The following is a 15,055-nucleotide window of genomic DNA, read 5'->3' as shown; positions in this document are numbered from 1 at the left end:
CTCGGGTTCTGCCGAGGTGATGTAGCGGATATCGTGGGGCAATTATGTTGGTGGCGTTCGGAACGGCGCCATTCGCTCCCGCCATTCGCGGCTGCGGTTTGTGCCCACATGCCGCTCAACGGCGACGCTTCCGACGAAGCTTACCAGCTCCTCGGTTCCAGAAGCGACAGCCCTTCCGTCCAAACCCGTTCGCCGCTGCGAACGCAGCGAGTGTGCCATCATCTTCTCCTACCAGGCTGAACAGAGAGTCGTTTTGCACTTGGGTTTCATATAAATTGACTCTAGAGTTGACACAATGGCTTATCTTTCAGAAAATGCGCGCCTGCTCGACTCCGACAACGCAATTGATGTCGCGGCGAGCAGTTCGAGGGGAGGAGAAAAAATGAAAACTCAAAGTCATTACGAACTGAAATCGTGGGAAGCGGTCCAGATTCATCGGCGGCTTGCGGGCTCTTTGGCGGGTAAATCAGCTGCAGGCGGCCTTAAGCTGTGCCTTGTGACGAGCGCCGCAATGCTCGCGCTAACGCCTAACCTCGCCACCGCGCAGACTGTCACCGGTGTTCAGGACGGAGCGACATCGCCCGCCGGGCTCGAGGATATCGTCGTCACCGCCAATCGGCGTTCGGAGCGCGCGCAAGACGTACCGATGGCTATCTCGACGATGTCAAATGCGGCGCTGGAGCAAAGGGGTGTGGCATCCACCACAGACCTTCAGCAGGTCGTCCCGTCGCTCACCTTCAACTACCCGGTCAACGTCGGCAGTCCTTATATTCGCGGCGTGGGATCAGAATTGATTGATCCAACGTCGGAGAGCCCGGTCGCGCTTTACGTAGATGACGTCTACGTCGCGGCGCCGCAAACCAGTCTTTTCAAATTGACGAGCATCCAGCAGATTGACGTACTATCGGGTCCTCAGGGAACGCTTTTTGGGCGCAATTCGACGGGCGGCGTGGTGCAGATCCGTACGCTGGATCCTTCGCATGACCTCACGTTCAATGCGTCGGTTACCTATGGCAACTACGACATGCTTAGCATCCCGCTCTATGTGAGCACGAGCTTGACTGATAATGTTGCTGCGGATCTGTCCGTTCTTTACGAAAATCAGGGTCGGGGATACGGTCGCAATTTGGTGAACGGCTTTGAGACGTTCAAGCAAGCGGACAACAACATCAGCTTGCGAAGCAAATGGTTGATCAGCCTGGGCGACAAGACAACTATTCGCATCGCAGCCGACTATGCAAACCTGATAAACACTAACGCCTATCAGAAGCCGCAGGGAACGATCTCGCCCATATCCGGTGACGGGTATCCGGGGCGCTACAACGCCAATGGTGATCAGATCGATCGCAGTAAGCTCGAAACAGGTGGTGTCTCGGCAACGATTGATCAACAAGTAGGTGATCTTGATCTCACAAGCATTACTGCCTACCGAAAGGTGAAGGCCAATCTCAAGCTTGATGACGACGTTTCACCTATCGCGGCCCTCAACCTCGAATTGTTTGAGAATTATCGCAGTTTTTCGCAAGAAGTTCGTCTGAAAAACTCCGGAAAATCGCGGCTTAAGTGGGTGGTTGGAGCTTTCTACTATGATTCCAAGGGCGGCTACGAGCCGTTCTTGGTCAATGGAGCGGCTGCGATCCCCAAGGACGCTCAGCAGACCACCTCCGTTGCGGCTTTCGGTCAAGCGACTTTCGCGGTGACACCAACTGTGAACCTCACGGGAGGTCTGCGCTATACATATGAGAAGCAGACATTCACTTTCCCTGCAGGCTCGCTACAAGACGATCAGAGCGTCAATCGCCTCACCTTTAGGATCGCGATCGACAAGCATCTTACTCCAGATGTCCTGGCCTATGCTTCGTTCAACCGCGGATTTAAAAGTGGTGGCTATAACCTGATTTCGCCCGGAAATGCCTTCAAACCTGAAAATCTCGATTCCTATGAAGGCGGTATAAAGTCAGAACTGTTTGACCGAAGTGTCAGGATCAATCTTGGCGGCTTCTACTATGACTATTCGAACCAGCAGTATTTGCTTCCAGTGCTTGGGGGGAATATCGTCGTAAACGCGGCAGCCTCAAAGATTTGGGGCATCGAAGGCAAGCTCGAAGTGATTCCACTTTCCGGCCTGTCATTGAGCACGGCGTTCACCGTCATGCACGGTCGATATTCCAATTATCCGGGTGCAGTTCGCACTGACCAGGACGGTAACGCCAGTCCTCCGTTCAATGCACGAGGCAACCATACGGTTAACACTCCCGACTTCGTGATCTCTGGCTCTGCAAGCTACAGCTTCGATACCTCATTCGGTCACATCGACGCGGACCTCTCTGGCCAGTACAACGGGGGGTATTATTTCACCGTCGACAATCGGCTGGAGCAGCCCTCCTATTTCCTTTTGAACGCGGGACTCGCCTGGTCGCCGGAAAACTCGCCCCTGCGCGTGCGGGTCTGGGCCAAAAACCTCACGGATGCACGCTACTACCAGACCAAGCTCTCCATCGGCAATCCGGTGGGGGATGCACAGCGACAAGCTGATCCCCGCACCTACGGCGTGACGCTTTCGATCAAATTCTAATTTTGGAAGCTGTGACCCATACCCCGGCGGCACCTCACCTCAACGTTTGGCGGTGAGGCGCCGCCGGGGAGCCAACTCTAATCGACGAAGAAAGAGATGAGATGAAGCTTCAGGATAAATCCGTCCTCATTACGGGTGCCGGCTCAGGACTTGGCTTTGAAACGTGCAAGATTCTCGCCGCTGCTGGGGCACGAGTTGCGGGCTTCGACCGCGATGCAGACGCCCTAGCTGGCTTGGCCGAAAGGATTGGCACGCCTCTCTTTACGCATGCGCTCGATGTTACCGACGAGGAGGCTGTGCGCCTAGCTGTGGACCGCGCATGTGAAGAGTTTGGCGCCGTGCACGCCGTCATCAATTGCGCGGGCGTAGGCGACGCGGCGAAGACGGTGTCGAGAGGAGAGGTCTTTCCGTCCGAAGTGTGGCACAAGGTCATTTCGATCAATCTCACCGGTACGTTCAACATGGTAAAATATGGTGCGCTGGCGATGATGCGGAATGAGCCCGACGTCGAGACGGGCGAGCGAGGGGTCATCGTGAACACGTCGTCTGGTGCTGCCAAGCACGGGCAAATGGGTCAGGCTGCATATGCCGCGAGCAAGGCAGGCGTGCTCGGCCTGACGCTTCCCGTCGCGAGGGATCTAGCGGGGGACTCGATCCGCGTTGTGGCCATCTCTCCGGGATTGTTTGACACTGCGATGGTGGCTGGCCTTCCAGACAAGGTCCGCGACGCTTTGGTCCAGAAGATGATCCTATTCCCAAATCGGATGGGGACGGGAGCCGAATTCGGTGCACTTGTCCAGCACATCATCGAGAATAGCTATCTCAACGCTACTTCGATCGACCTCGATGCCGGCGCGCGCATGACCAACCGCTAGGACCATCTGTATTCGCCCCCGGCCCGGCATCGGGCGGGGGCAGCTTTGCGGACCACTCCTGCAGCGATAATGCAATCAGTCCTGAAATGCTTGCGGGTAGTGACGGCGCGCTTGATCTAAGGTCACATACCCGTTTCGAAGATCGTCCGAGACTGCTGCGAGTGAGCGCTCTTTGGGGTCACCATACCCACCTCCGGTTCCCGTAACGATGCGAAAGACGTCACCTTTTTGTCCTACCACTCCGGCTGCGACCGTGTAGACCTCGACCGATCCATCGCTCCGCCGCAATTCGGCCCGGTTTAAGGAGCCCTCACAGCCCCCATCGCGGCTCCACGGCCGCAAAGACGTCTGGGTGGCCATGTAAGTCATTGTCGCGGTGGGAGCCATTATTTCGAAATCAGTGACAATCCCTTTGCCGCCTCGGTGCTTACCTGCACCGCCATCCTCATCGTGATAGCCATATTGCCGCACGCGGAGATCATATCGGCTCTCCACAATTTCGACCGGAATATTGTAGGTCTCTCCGCTGCCTGAGCTAAAGAGTCCGTTCTGTCCGTCTTGATCCCTTGTGGCTCCCCAGCCGCCCGCAAGCGGCTGAGCCATGATGAAAAGGTCTCCGCTTCCTTGACGCCGTCCCGAAATGATTGTTCCGTTGACACTACGCTGGTGGCCGACTGACAGTTTTTTTTCTGCGATTGGCGAAAGTGCCATGGCTATTACGTCCATCGCTGCTTGCATGGCATCAAAGTAAAAAGAGACAGGAGCCGGCTCGACTGCCGAAAGGATAGTGCTCGGAGGGCAAAGGACTTGGAGCGGCCGGAATGCACCACCGTTAATCGGAACGTCGCCGTTGGTGACAACCTTAAACATGCAGCGCGCCGCTGTGAGCAAGCCGGGATAACCCAGATTTATCGGACCTTGCGCCTGCGGACTCGTCCCATCGAAGTCCATCACCATATCGGTTTCGGACACCGTGATGGCAACCTTGACATGGAAGGGGCCGCCGCCCTTACCATCTTCTTCGAGAACCGTCTGGGCCGTATAAAGCCCTGGCCTAAGTCTACGAAGTCCGTCTCTCGCCATCTCCTCACCATAATCAAGCAGGGCTGTCATCGATTCGAGCAACTTTTCCGCTCCATATTTGCGGCCAAGTTCACAGATCCGTTCCGCGCCCACCTTGCACGCGGCGATGCTCGCCTGCATATCGCCCAATGTGCTTTCTGGCAGGCGGACGTTGTAGCGAATGACGCTCGCAAGAGCCTGATTGATGACACCGGCGTCAAACAGCTTCAGATAGTTGAATCTGAGACCTTCCTGAAACACGTCATCCGAGGAGGTCGTAAGGCTGCCCGGCTGCATTCCGCCTACTTCGGTCCAATGCGCTTTCACGGCGGTCCAAGCAATAAGGTCGCCGTCTAGAAAGACGGGGTAGACTATGCACACGTCAGACAGATGTGTCCCCCCTCCTTCGTATGGCGAATTCGTGATGAAGACGTCACCATCCCTTATGGTCTCGAGAGGGTGGTGACGGAGCATGCTCTGAACTGCGCCGTCGATACTCGCTACGAATGCGACCAATCCATTTCCTTGAACAATTAGATCGCCATGAGCATTGGTAGCCCCAACCGCAAAATCGGCTGATTCATAAATAATCGGGCTCATTGACGTGCGTATCATCGTTTGAAACATCTCGTCGCCGACAGCTCCAAGGCAGTCTTTGATAACGTCAATCGTGAAGTCGACCATCGAACGCTCCTATCTTTATGCCGTCTCGCGCGTGATATGAAAGTTGCCGAAATCGTCCATTTCCGCCTGATATGCGGGCGGTATCAAAATGGTCGTAGCGGGATCTTGGATAGCTGCTGGGCCAACAACGATACCGCTCGGATCGATCTTTTGTGCATCGAAGATACGGGAATCGTGGACGCCCTTTTTGTCGAAATCAATCAACCGGCTGCCCAGCAAGGCATGTGAAATATCGTAACCGAAAGACTGCCGGCGAGGAATTGACGGCTTGGGTACCGTCACTCTAGTCACGAGGTGGCAATTCACCACTTCAACATCTGCGTCGAGCCTAAATGTGTAGCTCTTTTCGTGCAGTTGGGAGAAACGTTCGACAATTTCAGAAATATTGTCGGGGGAGAGTGCCTCCTTCGTCACGGCCATCTTCACCGTGTGCTCCTGGCCAGTATATCGGAGGTCAAGAAGATACTCGAAGGAAACTGCCTCATGTTCGTCGCTACGCGAACCACGCTCCATCTCTGCAAAGGCCTGGAGTATTCTTCCGGGAGCTTGGAGGTCGAAACACATAGGAAGCGTGCGAACATCGTCGCGTCGAATGTCGGACAATAGCATTCCCCATGCGGAAAACACCGCTGAATTTACAGGAATAATTACTCGAGGAATTTGCAGCTCTTCAGCGAGTTCGACGGCATGAAGCGCGCCTCCACCTCCAAACGCAATCAAGGAGAAATCGCGCGGATCATGGCCCTTATTGATAGATACCAGTCGGAGTGCATTGGCCATATTCGCGGTTGCTACGCGAAGAACGCCACGCGCCAATTCCTGCTCAGAACAACCAAGCACCGAACACAATGGTTGTGCCGCCGCACTAACGGCCTGCCAGTCCGGTTCGACTTCTCCTCCAACGAATTGTGTCGGATCTATGCGGCCCAGGATGAGGTTGGCATCGGTTGTGGTGAGGCTTGTTCCGCCCAGACCATAAGCTGCGGGCCCCGGTTTCGCGCCAGCCGACTTTGGGCCGACATGCAGCTTGCCACCGGTATCGACGGAAGCAATCGAGCCTCCTCCATTGCCGATTTCCACTATTTCTGTGACCGGCGTTTGGATTGGCAAGCCAGGATTGCGACGATCACGCTCGACATAATATTCAGTCACCACATTATAATGACCGTTTTCTATCAAGGCGCATTTGGCTGTTGTCCCACCAATATCGAGCGCTATAAGATTTCGAAAGCCAGTAATATTTCCCACCACTGAAGCTGCGAAAATTCCACTCGCTGGACCAGATTCGATCATTGTGATCGGATTGCCGATCGCTTCTTCTACAGGCACCATGCCCCCATTTGATTGCATCATCATTGGGGTACCCGCAAAGCCGCTCAAGCTAAGGCGGTTGGTCAGCGCTTGCATGTAATTTCGGCTGACTGCCTCTACGTAGGCAGACGCTACTACCGTGCTGGTTCTTTCATACTCGCGCCATTCCCGACTGATCTCATGGGACGCGACCACGGCGCATTCGGGCCAGCATTTGCGAATCGACTCTGCGACTCTTCGTTCATTCGTGGGATTGCGATAAGCATGGAGGAAGCTGATGGCGATTGCATCGACGCCTTCGTCTTTGAGCTTTTGCACTATCCCAGGAATCACCGAAAGATCGGGCTCCTGTGCGATCGATCCGTCAAAATTGGTTCGTTCAACAATTTCACAGCGTAGGCGCCGTTCGATCAGCGGCTCAGGCTTTCTAAACTGTAAATTGAAAAGATCCGGTCTGTTGGCGCGCCCTATTTCAAGAACGTCCCTGAATCCATTTGTTGTCAGCAGCGCGGTTTTCGCACCTTTTCGCTCGGTGATAGTATTTATCACCACTGTCGAACCGTGAACAAAGAAATCCATTTCGCTAGTCGAAATGGATGCTTTCTTCAAGGCGTCGAAAACGCCTGCTTCAAAGATTGGTGGAGTTGTGCTGACTTTGGTAAACCTGACTGGACCTGACCTGCCATTTGCATGGTCAACGGCATAGTAAATCAAGTCTGTGAACGTGCCGCCCACATCGGTTGCCACGCGCATTGTCACACTCTCCTCTCGCTGCTCACGGCGCCATTGCAGCGAGGTTATAACCTAAGGGTCATTAGATCAACTATGTAGTCAGAATAGTAATCCTTCAGTAAGATTGCGCGTTTCGCTGCGAACGGTGTCGGCTGGCAAGCGGCCTTTGGCCGTTCACAGGTAGATTGACGAGTCAGGCAGTTCGCCCGCCACTCCAGTTTCTTGAACGATGTCCGGGCTGCCCCGGTCGAGTGGCACCAAAGGGGTAGTTAGTGGCACCAGCCGGTGCCTGACATCGCGCCGCAGAATGGAGAACTCTAGGGTTGAGAGTAGTTCAGAGCCAGAAGGCGACGGCAGCCGCGAAGCTTACGGCTGAGAGGAAGTTCCTGGCCAGCTTGCCGTAACGGGTGGCTATGCGGCGGAAGTCTTTGAGACGGCAGAACATGGCTTCGACCCGCCCACGGTCCTTGCAGCGGCGTTCGTCATATTGGATTGGGCGCTTGCGGTTCCGTCGGCCTGGGATCACTGGGATCGTTCCCTGCTCACGCAAGACAGTTCTGATGCGGTTGTCCACGTCTCGTCGATGAACACGAGGTGCTCGGGTTCCAGATCGAGTTGGTCATCGAACCAGTTCCTGCGCTGCTTCAGGATGTCGGGGCGGTCCTGCTCGATGGCATGGCCAGTCTTCTTTGTCCGTCATGCCATGACGGACAAAGAAGCGGTGAAGCCCGGCCACAGAGACCTTCAGGCCGACCTCGATCAGCGCCTGGCGCAACTCTTCAAGCGAGATGTCCTTTCGCGCTTCCCAAAGGGCTAGAATATCCTCCCGCCGCTCCTCGATCCGGCGTGACCGCCGTAGGGATCGAGCGCCAGTTCCAAAACACCACCAAGGGCCACTTATTTGGGCGCCATCCTGATCGCCCCGTCCAGACGAATGACCTCTCCGTTCAACATCGGATTGGTTATGATGCTTTCAACCAATTGCGCATATTCGTCGGGTTGCCCCAACCGGCTAGGGAATGGCACTTGCTGGCCGAGCGAATCTTGAGCCTCCCGAGGCAGGCCGGCAAGCATCGGCGTCCAGAAGATGCCGGGTGCGATCGCCATGACGCGTATGCCATAACGCGCAAGCTCTCGTGCTATCGGCAGCGTCATTCCAACGATTCCACTCTTGGACGCGGCATAGCCGGCCTGACCAATCTGCCCATCATAGGCGGCAACCGACGCGGTGTTGACAATGACGCCGCGCTCTTCGCCCACGAGTTCGGCTGTGTGAAGTCGCGCGGCAAAGGCAGAAAGCACGTTGAAGGAGCCAATGAGATTGATAGTCACGATCCTGGAGAAGTCTGCAAGCGGCATCGGGCTGCCGTCGCGATTTATCACCTTGCCAGGCGTGGCAATGCCGGCGCAATTGACCAGGATGCGAGCGACGCCATGCCGTGCTTCAGCTTCCGCGATTGCCGCGTGAACGGCGACTTCGTCCGTCACATCCACAGGCAGGAAATGTCCGCCCAACTCGGCGGCCTGTGCCTGGCCGAGCGACGAATTGAGGTCGAAGATCGTGACCTTGGCTCCCAGTCGGGCCAGGCGGAGCGCCGTGCCGGCCCCAAGGCCCGATGCCCCTCCCGTGACAATTGCCGCAACGCCGTCAATGTTCATGGATTTCTCTCCTCAAATCAGTTCGATTGCGACTGCGGTCGCTTCACCACCGCCGATGCAAAGCGCCGCGATCCCGCGCCGACCGCCGCGCCGCCGGAGCGCAGCGAGCAAGGTTGCCAGAATGCGCGCGCCTGACGCGCCGATCGGATGGCCCAGGGCCGTCGCCCCGCCATGGATGTTGAGGCGATCTTCGGGAATCGACAGGTCGCGCGCCGCGATCATCGCCACCGCGGCAAAGGCTTCATTCACCTCGAACAGGTCGACATCCTCGACCGACCAGCCTGTTTTGCCAAGCAGCGCCCGGATGGCGTGAACCGGTGCGGTGGTAAAGAGCGCGGGAGCATGGGCATGGGCGGCAGCCCCGCTTAAATGCGCTATTACGGGCATTTTCAGCTGCTTGGCGATGCTGTGTCGGGTCAATACGATGGCCGCCGCGCCGTCCGAGATCGATGCCGAACTCGCTGCTGTGATCGTGCCGTTCGACGCGAAGGCGGGTTTGAGCGTCGGTATTTTTTCAGGCCGTGCCTTGCCCGGCTGCTCGTCCGTCGCGATCGATGCCGATCCTGACCGCGTCTTTACGGGCACGGGCACTATCTCCTCGGCAAAGGCACCCGTTTCGATCGCGGTTCGCGCGCGCTCCAAGGATCGAAGCGCATAGGCATCCTGCATCTCGCGGGTGAACTGATAGGCGTCGGCCGTATCCTGCGCGAACGCCCCCATCGGCTTGCCGACGCTATAGGCGTCCTCAAGACCGTCCATCATCATCGTGTCGATGACACGGTCATGCCCGATCCGCGCGCCAGAGCGATGCTTGGGTAGCGCATAGGGTGCGTTGGTCATGCTTTCCATGCCGCCGGCGACGATGATGTCCGCGGCACCCGCTCGCAACGCTTCGGCCGCCATGATGATTGCCTGCATGCCCGAACCGCACATTTTGTTTACAGTCGTTGCTTGAACGCTCTCCGGAAGCCCCGCCCCAAGAGCGGCCTGTCGTGCCGGCGCTTGGCCGAGCGCTGCTGGGAGCACGCAACCCATATAGATGCGGTCGATTGCTTCGCCCGGCACCTTGGCGCGTTCGACTGCGGCGCGGACGGCGATGGCACCCAGCTCCGTTGCGCGGACCGATGACAACGCACCTTGAAAGCTGCCCATGGGAGTGCGGGCATAACTGGCAATCACAATAGGGTCGGCTTGCATAAATTTCCTTCGATCTCGGGAAGAGATGCCCACTTTGACTTCACCGGATTGAACCCGGCCCTTCCGTGGATGACACGCGGCCCGATGTCCGCGGCGGCAATCGGCCTGATCAACTGCACAGCAGAATGGGCGTTTCGACAAGGCCACGGAATGACCGCATGGATCGGGCCGCCAAGGCGCCATCGATCGCGCAGTGATCGAAGCTTGCGGTTGTCGCCATTATCGTCGCGAGCCCCACAGAAGCATCGATCTTCCAAGGCTGTTCGATCCCCGCGGCCGCGCCCAGAATGAGTGCCTGGGGCGGATTGATCACCGGAAACATCTCGTCGATCCCGAACATGCCAAGATTGGAGATCGTGCAGGTGCCGCCTTCATAACTCTGGCAGCAGCTTGCCATCGCGCGCCTTTGCGGCAAGCGCCTTCGCCTGCGTCGCCATGGCCGACAGCGACAGCGCCTCGGCCCCCTTGATCACTGCACTTCATCCTTCGAATTCCATCCGGCGGTCGTAATTTGAGGAAAGCCCGGCGGGCGTCATGCCCGCCGGGCTTTCCTGGACAATCAGATCAGCGTCCGGTCAGCGCCCTTCAGGCCGAGCATCTCGCGCGCCTCGGCGGGTGTCGCGGGTTCGTGCCCCAACTCGGCGAGGATGCGCTTGATCTTCTCCACCTGCTGGGCGTTCGACGTGGCGAGTTCGCCACGTCCGATATAAAGACTATCCTCAAGTCCAACGCGAACATGCCCGCCAAGCAACGCCGCCTGGGTTATAAAGGGCATCTGGTGGCGGCCGGCCGCCAGCACCGACCATTTGTAGCTTTCCTTGCCGAAAAGTCGGTCCGCGGTTTCCTTCATGAACACAAGGTTTTCGAGGTGCGCGCCCACTCCCCCCAGTATGCCGAAGACCATCTGGACGAAGAAGGGCGGCTTGATCAGGCCACGATCGATGAAATGCGCCAGCGTGTAGAGGTGCGACAGGTCGTAGCATTCATGTTCATATTTGGTGCCCATCCCACCCAGCGTCTCGAACATATAGGCGATGTCGCGGAAGCTGTTTCGGAAGACATAATCGTCAGAATTGGCGATATAGTCCTTTTCCCAAGGATATTTCCATTCGGTGATTTTTCCGGCCACCGGGAACAGCGCGAAATTCATGCTTCCCATGTTGAGCGAGCATATTTCAGGCTGAAACCGATGGGCGGCTGCAATGCGCTCCTGGACAGGCATGGTCAGGCTGCCGCCGGTGGTGAGATTGATAACCGCGTCGGTACGCTGCTTGATCACTGGCAGGAAACGCGCGAAAACATCAGGGTCTCCGGTCGGGTGGCCATCCTCGGGGCGGCGCGCATGGAGGTGGATGATCGCGGCGCCTGCTTTGGCGGCGGCGATCGACTCCTCGGCGATCTGCTCTGGGGTAATCGGCAGCGCATCGGACATGGTCGGCGTGTGGATGCCCCCAGTGATTGCGCAGGAAATGATAACTTTAGCCATGAAGCTCTCCATTTGGGTTACCGCGCAACCTTTCGGATCGCTTGGAAATATTTGCCGCGCTCGGCGAACGGCATGATGCTTCAATAAGCATGCGCCCCTTGCAGGTGCAGATAGCGCATCCAGCCCTGAGATGCGTGGCAGGCATCGCTTCCGTCATTTCGTGGCATTCGCGCCAGGCAAATGGGTCCAAGTCTGCTGATAGTTGGTAGGCATCATAGGCAGCTTTCTGCCATATGCGCTTCACAGCCTCGAACGGCTAGTTTCCTACAATGTGGAAGGCAGGCGCTAATAAGGGACGACGTGGCCGCTCCGACATGAAAAGAGACAAAGGAGAAGTCGATGAATATGCTTGAGGATCGCCAATCCGAGATCGCGGCGAAAATTGTTCCGCCTACGAAACTGGCGCATTTTGTTCTCCGCACGTCCCGCTTCGCCGAGATGGTGGATTGGTACAAGCTGGTGATGCACGCGACGGCCGCCTATGAAAATCCGGGCCTGTCATTTCTGTCCTATGACGAGGAACATCATCGCATCGCCATCGTGGCCATTCCTGAACTGCATGACCAGGACAATTCGGATGTCGGACTACATCATGTCGCCTTCACCTATGACTCGCTTCACGACCTTCTGGAAAACTATCAGCGCCTGAAAGACCTTGGGATCGTACCTGCCTGGGCGATCAATCATGGCCCCACAACCTCGCTCTACTATCGCGACCCGGATGGCAATCACCTCGAATTCCAGGTCGAAAATTTCGAGACGGTCGAAGAATCGACGAAATTCTTTTTCACCGAGGATTTCAACCTCAATCCCATCGGCGTCGAATTCGACCCGGATATTTTGCGAAAGCGCATGCTCGCGGGCGAGGACGAAACCGAACTCAAACGCCGCCCTGCTAGCGGACCGGTGGGCCTCGACGCCGTCAAAATCTGAATGACTGATGCCCCTTGCCTATCGAGGGGTACAAACGCCCATCGTTTCCTCGCACAGTCCATCTTTAATAGGAAAAGTGCCGATGCAAGTCGACAAACCATAACAAGATTTGGGAGGAAATGATGCGTGAGTGGCTGGTGACGACCGTTGCGTCTGCTTGTTTGATGCCGGGAATCGCTCTCGCCCAGGCTGCGCCGGGCGAGGCAATCATTCGCGACCCGGCGTCGGCTGAGGAAAGCGCTAACAACGGAGCAGGTCTGGAAGAAATCATCGTGACCGCTCAGCGCCGGGTCGAAAGCTCGCAGCGCGCGGCAGTGGCAATAAATGTGGTGGATGGCGCCGCACTGCTAAAGGCGGGTGTGACGCAGGCGGATCGGCTCAACGAACAGGTGCCTGCGCTCTCCATCCAGCCGACGAGCACCGGCAACCTCATTTTCATTCGCGGCGTCGGCAATTTTACGCTTACCCAGAACAGCGATCCAGCCACGGCATTTAATTATGATGGTGTTTATGTTGGCCGCCCGACCGGTACGGTGGGCGTTTTCTACGACCTCGAACGTGTCGAGGTATTGAAAGGCCCGCAAGGAACGCTTTACGGTCGCAACGCAACGGGCGGTGCGATCAACGTCATTCCTACGCAGCCCAAGCCTGGCGAATTCTCGGGCCATGGCTCCTTGAGCTATGGGAATTACGACTCCCTGATCGCGGAAGCGGCTGTCAACATACCCATGGGCGACGACGGAGCCCTCCGCATATCCGGAATGCGCTCGAAGCGAGACGGCTATAATCGCGACGGAACATCGGACGAGGATATCGCTGCCTTGCGCGTACAGTTGAAGGCACGGCTGGCGCCCAACTTGACGGTGCGTCTTGCCGCCGATCACGCGAATCTTGGCGGCGTGGGTACGAGCGTCGGTTATGACGGAAGCTATGCTTATAATCCTCCGTCCGGCAAATACGTCTTTAGGCCGGCGAGCGTGCCTGCCTCCGATGGCGTGCTCACGCCTTTGGCGCAGGCCTATCGCATCACCAACTCGGCCGGCCCCGCGGGCCGCAAGTTGGACCCTTTGGCAATCACGCCGTATCAGAATAATCATTTCTACGGTGCCAACGGCCTGATCGAATGGACGACGCCGATCGGCACGCTCTCGGTCATTCCTGCATGGCGCTACAGCAAGCTCGACTATCTGGCGACGAGCGGCGCCTTTGGTGCGCTCCAGCACGAGACCGACGAACAATACAGCCTGGAGGCGCGTTTCTCCGGCAACCGCGTCGGCAGAATCGACTATACGATAGGCGCGCTCTACTATCATGAGGAAATCCTTGCCGACATCGCGCTCAGCACCTCGGCTTCGGCGGTATTCTCCAACGCGCGATACGTCACGGCATCGATCGCACCCTTCGGCCGACTGACGCTCCATCTCGACGACCGCGTCAGACTTGTCGGTGGCATTCGATATACCGAGGATCGCAAGCGGTTCGCCGGCACCACGATCTCCGGCGCGATCGTCTGTCAGCTACGTGTCGGAGGCGTGCCCACTTGTCCAAACGCTCCGCTCTTTCCCGTCGCCGAATCGCCAGCGCAGTTGCCCTTCCCCTTCCCCGCGGCCGGCTCGCCGCCGGCGCCGCTCCGCGTTGGCGGGGTGCCGACGGGGGCACTCCTCATCCGCGCCGATCGAAACGACAATCAGCGCTTGACCAACCGCCGGGCGACATATCGCGGCGCGATCGAATTCGATCTGGCTACCCAATCGATGCTCTATGCGAGCGTCGAAACAGGCTATCGGTCGGGCGGCTTTTCCGCCGCTACCGGTTTCGAAACATATGACCCCGAATTTATCACGGCCTATACGGTCGGATCGAAGAACCGGTTTTTCGACAACCGGGTGCAGCTCAACATTGAGGGCTTCTGGTGGGAATATAAGGACCAGCAAGTATCATCGGTCCGTCCTGACCTTTCCGGGCGCATCACAAATATAACCCAGAATATCGGGCAGTCGCGCATTCGCGGTATCGAGGTCGAAGCTCGGGTGTTGGCCACTCCGACGACTTTGATCAGTGGAGACGTCCAGTATCTCGACAGCCGCAACAAGTCGTTCACTTACGTGAACCAGAATAACGGCGTGCCGCCATTGACCGGCTGCGTTTCCAAACTGGACACCGCCGCGAACCGCTACGATGTTGATTGCGCGGGCAAGCCCGGCTTCAACTCGCCGAAATGGACATTCAACATCGCGGCCCAACAGACAGTTCACATCGGCGATTTCGACCTCGTCGCCAGCGCCGACACGCAGTATCGCGGCTCCCGCTATCTCGGTTTCCTCTATCTTCCCGAACAACGCGCGCCGGGCGTCTGGCGCAGCAATGCGCAGGTGAGCTTCGGCCCGGCGGACGGGAAATGGTCTATGGCGGCGTTCGTTCGCAACATCGAGAATAACCGCACCCCGGTCTATTCCGCGACCCAGCCTATCGCCAACATCCTCGTGTCGACCCGCGCCGCGCCGCGCACTTATGGCGCCCGTGCGGCATTCAAATTCTAGC

At 57.4% G+C, this 15,055-nt stretch carries 11 protein-coding genes and 2 pseudogenes; 4 read left to right on the top strand and 9 right to left on the bottom strand.

Translation table 11 applies throughout. The features are described from left to right. Positions 1-295: 295 nt before the first annotated feature. Positions 296-2,575 (top strand): TonB-dependent receptor, encoded by a 2,280-nt coding sequence (locus Sj15T_RS02765; RefSeq protein ID WP_013039778.1) that lies wholly within the window; start codon positions 296-298, stop codon positions 2,573-2,575. Between the two features lie 101 nt (positions 2,576-2,676). After that, on the top strand, positions 2,677-3,450 hold the full coding sequence (locus Sj15T_RS02760; RefSeq protein ID WP_013039777.1) for an SDR family NAD(P)-dependent oxidoreductase: 774 nt from the start codon (positions 2,677-2,679) through the stop codon (positions 3,448-3,450). A gap of 75 nt (positions 3,451-3,525) precedes the next feature. Here Sj15T_RS02760 and Sj15T_RS02755 read toward each other — a convergent pair whose 3' ends face one another. The 9 genes and pseudogenes from Sj15T_RS02755 to Sj15T_RS02715 form a co-directional block, all read right to left on the bottom strand. Beyond that, positions 3,526-5,196, bottom strand: coding sequence for a hydantoinase B/oxoprolinase family protein (locus Sj15T_RS02755; RefSeq protein ID WP_338756195.1), 1,671 nt, complete (start codon positions 5,194-5,196; stop codon positions 3,526-3,528). Between the two features lie 15 nt (positions 5,197-5,211). Continuing rightward, the gene (locus tag Sj15T_RS02750) at positions 5,212-7,260 is read right to left on the bottom strand and encodes a hydantoinase/oxoprolinase family protein (protein WP_013039773.1); all 2,049 of its coding nucleotides are present in this window, start codon (positions 7,258-7,260) and stop codon (positions 5,212-5,214) included. 313 nt (positions 7,261-7,573) lie between these two features. Continuing rightward, positions 7,574-7,807: pseudogene (locus Sj15T_RS02745) on the bottom strand (transposase); the annotation flags it as partial. Continuing rightward, positions 7,807-8,092, bottom strand: a pseudogene (locus tag Sj15T_RS02740) (IS630 family transposase); the annotation flags it as partial. The pseudogenes Sj15T_RS02745 and Sj15T_RS02740, both read right to left, overlap by 1 nt. Before the next feature lie 44 nt (positions 8,093-8,136). Next, positions 8,137-8,898: an SDR family NAD(P)-dependent oxidoreductase gene (locus Sj15T_RS02735; RefSeq protein WP_013039770.1), complete on the bottom strand. Its 762-nt coding sequence runs from the start codon at positions 8,896-8,898 to the stop codon at positions 8,137-8,139. 12 nt (positions 8,899-8,910) lie between these two features. Continuing rightward, the gene (locus Sj15T_RS02730; protein WP_013039769.1) at positions 8,911-10,095 is read right to left on the bottom strand and encodes an acetyl-CoA C-acyltransferase; all 1,185 of its coding nucleotides are present in this window, start codon (positions 10,093-10,095) and stop codon (positions 8,911-8,913) included. A 109-nt stretch (positions 10,096-10,204) separates the two neighbouring features. Continuing rightward, positions 10,205-10,492, bottom strand: a complete 288-nt coding sequence (locus Sj15T_RS02725) for a 2-oxo acid dehydrogenase subunit E2 (protein ID WP_013039768.1) — start codon at positions 10,490-10,492, stop codon at positions 10,205-10,207. After that, on the bottom strand, positions 10,467-10,568 hold the full coding sequence (locus Sj15T_RS02720; RefSeq protein WP_253720700.1) for a 2-oxo acid dehydrogenase subunit E2: 102 nt from the start codon (positions 10,566-10,568) through the stop codon (positions 10,467-10,469). Before Sj15T_RS02720 ends, Sj15T_RS02725 begins: the two co-directional genes overlap by 26 nt. Before the next feature lie 86 nt (positions 10,569-10,654). Next, positions 10,655-11,581, bottom strand: coding sequence for a 3-keto-5-aminohexanoate cleavage protein (locus tag Sj15T_RS02715; protein ID WP_013039767.1), 927 nt, complete (start codon positions 11,579-11,581; stop codon positions 10,655-10,657). A 339-nt stretch (positions 11,582-11,920) separates the two neighbouring features. Here Sj15T_RS02715 and Sj15T_RS02710 point away from each other — a divergent pair, with 339 nt between their 5' ends. Next, a complete protein-coding gene (locus Sj15T_RS02710; RefSeq protein WP_013039766.1) occupies positions 11,921-12,514 on the top strand; it encodes a VOC family protein in 594 nt (197 codons plus the stop codon). Between the two features lie 122 nt (positions 12,515-12,636). Then, positions 12,637-15,054: a TonB-dependent receptor gene (locus Sj15T_RS02705; RefSeq protein WP_013039765.1), complete on the top strand. Its 2,418-nt coding sequence runs from the start codon at positions 12,637-12,639 to the stop codon at positions 15,052-15,054. Position 15,055 lies beyond the last annotated feature (1 nt).

It is taken from the genome of Sphingobium sp. TA15, assembly GCF_037101235.1.
In the GTDB taxonomy this organism is placed as follows: Bacteria; Pseudomonadota; Alphaproteobacteria; order Sphingomonadales; family Sphingomonadaceae; genus Sphingobium; species Sphingobium indicum.
Note: the sequence above shows the minus strand (reverse complement) of the source record. Positions and strands in the feature narration are given on the sequence as shown.

Excerpts from the sequence above, each read along its gene's own strand:
- Sj15T_RS02705 (WP_013039765.1), top strand. The coding sequence starts at position 12,637 with ATGCGTGAGTGGCTGGTGACGACCGTTGCGTCTGCTTGTTTGATGCCG.
- Sj15T_RS02725 (WP_013039768.1), bottom strand. The coding sequence starts at position 10,492 with ATGGCAAGCTGCTGCCAGAGTTATGAAGGCGGCACCTGCACGATCTCC.
- Sj15T_RS02760 (WP_013039777.1), top strand. The coding sequence starts at position 2,677 with ATGAAGCTTCAGGATAAATCCGTCCTCATTACGGGTGCCGGCTCAGGA.
- Sj15T_RS02755 (WP_338756195.1), bottom strand. The coding sequence starts at position 5,196 with ATGGTCGACTTCACGATTGACGTTATCAAAGACTGCCTTGGAGCTGTC.
- Sj15T_RS02765 (WP_013039778.1), top strand. The coding sequence starts at position 296 with ATGGCTTATCTTTCAGAAAATGCGCGCCTGCTCGACTCCGACAACGCA.
- Sj15T_RS02735 (WP_013039770.1), bottom strand. The coding sequence starts at position 8,898 with ATGAACATTGACGGCGTTGCGGCAATTGTCACGGGAGGGGCATCGGGC.
- Sj15T_RS02730 (WP_013039769.1), bottom strand. The coding sequence starts at position 10,095 with ATGCAAGCCGACCCTATTGTGATTGCCAGTTATGCCCGCACTCCCATG.
- Sj15T_RS02750 (WP_013039773.1), bottom strand. The coding sequence starts at position 7,260 with ATGCGCGTGGCAACCGATGTGGGCGGCACGTTCACAGACTTGATTTAC.
- Sj15T_RS02710 (WP_013039766.1), top strand. The coding sequence starts at position 11,921 with ATGAATATGCTTGAGGATCGCCAATCCGAGATCGCGGCGAAAATTGTT.
- Sj15T_RS02715 (WP_013039767.1), bottom strand. The coding sequence starts at position 11,581 with ATGGCTAAAGTTATCATTTCCTGCGCAATCACTGGGGGCATCCACACG.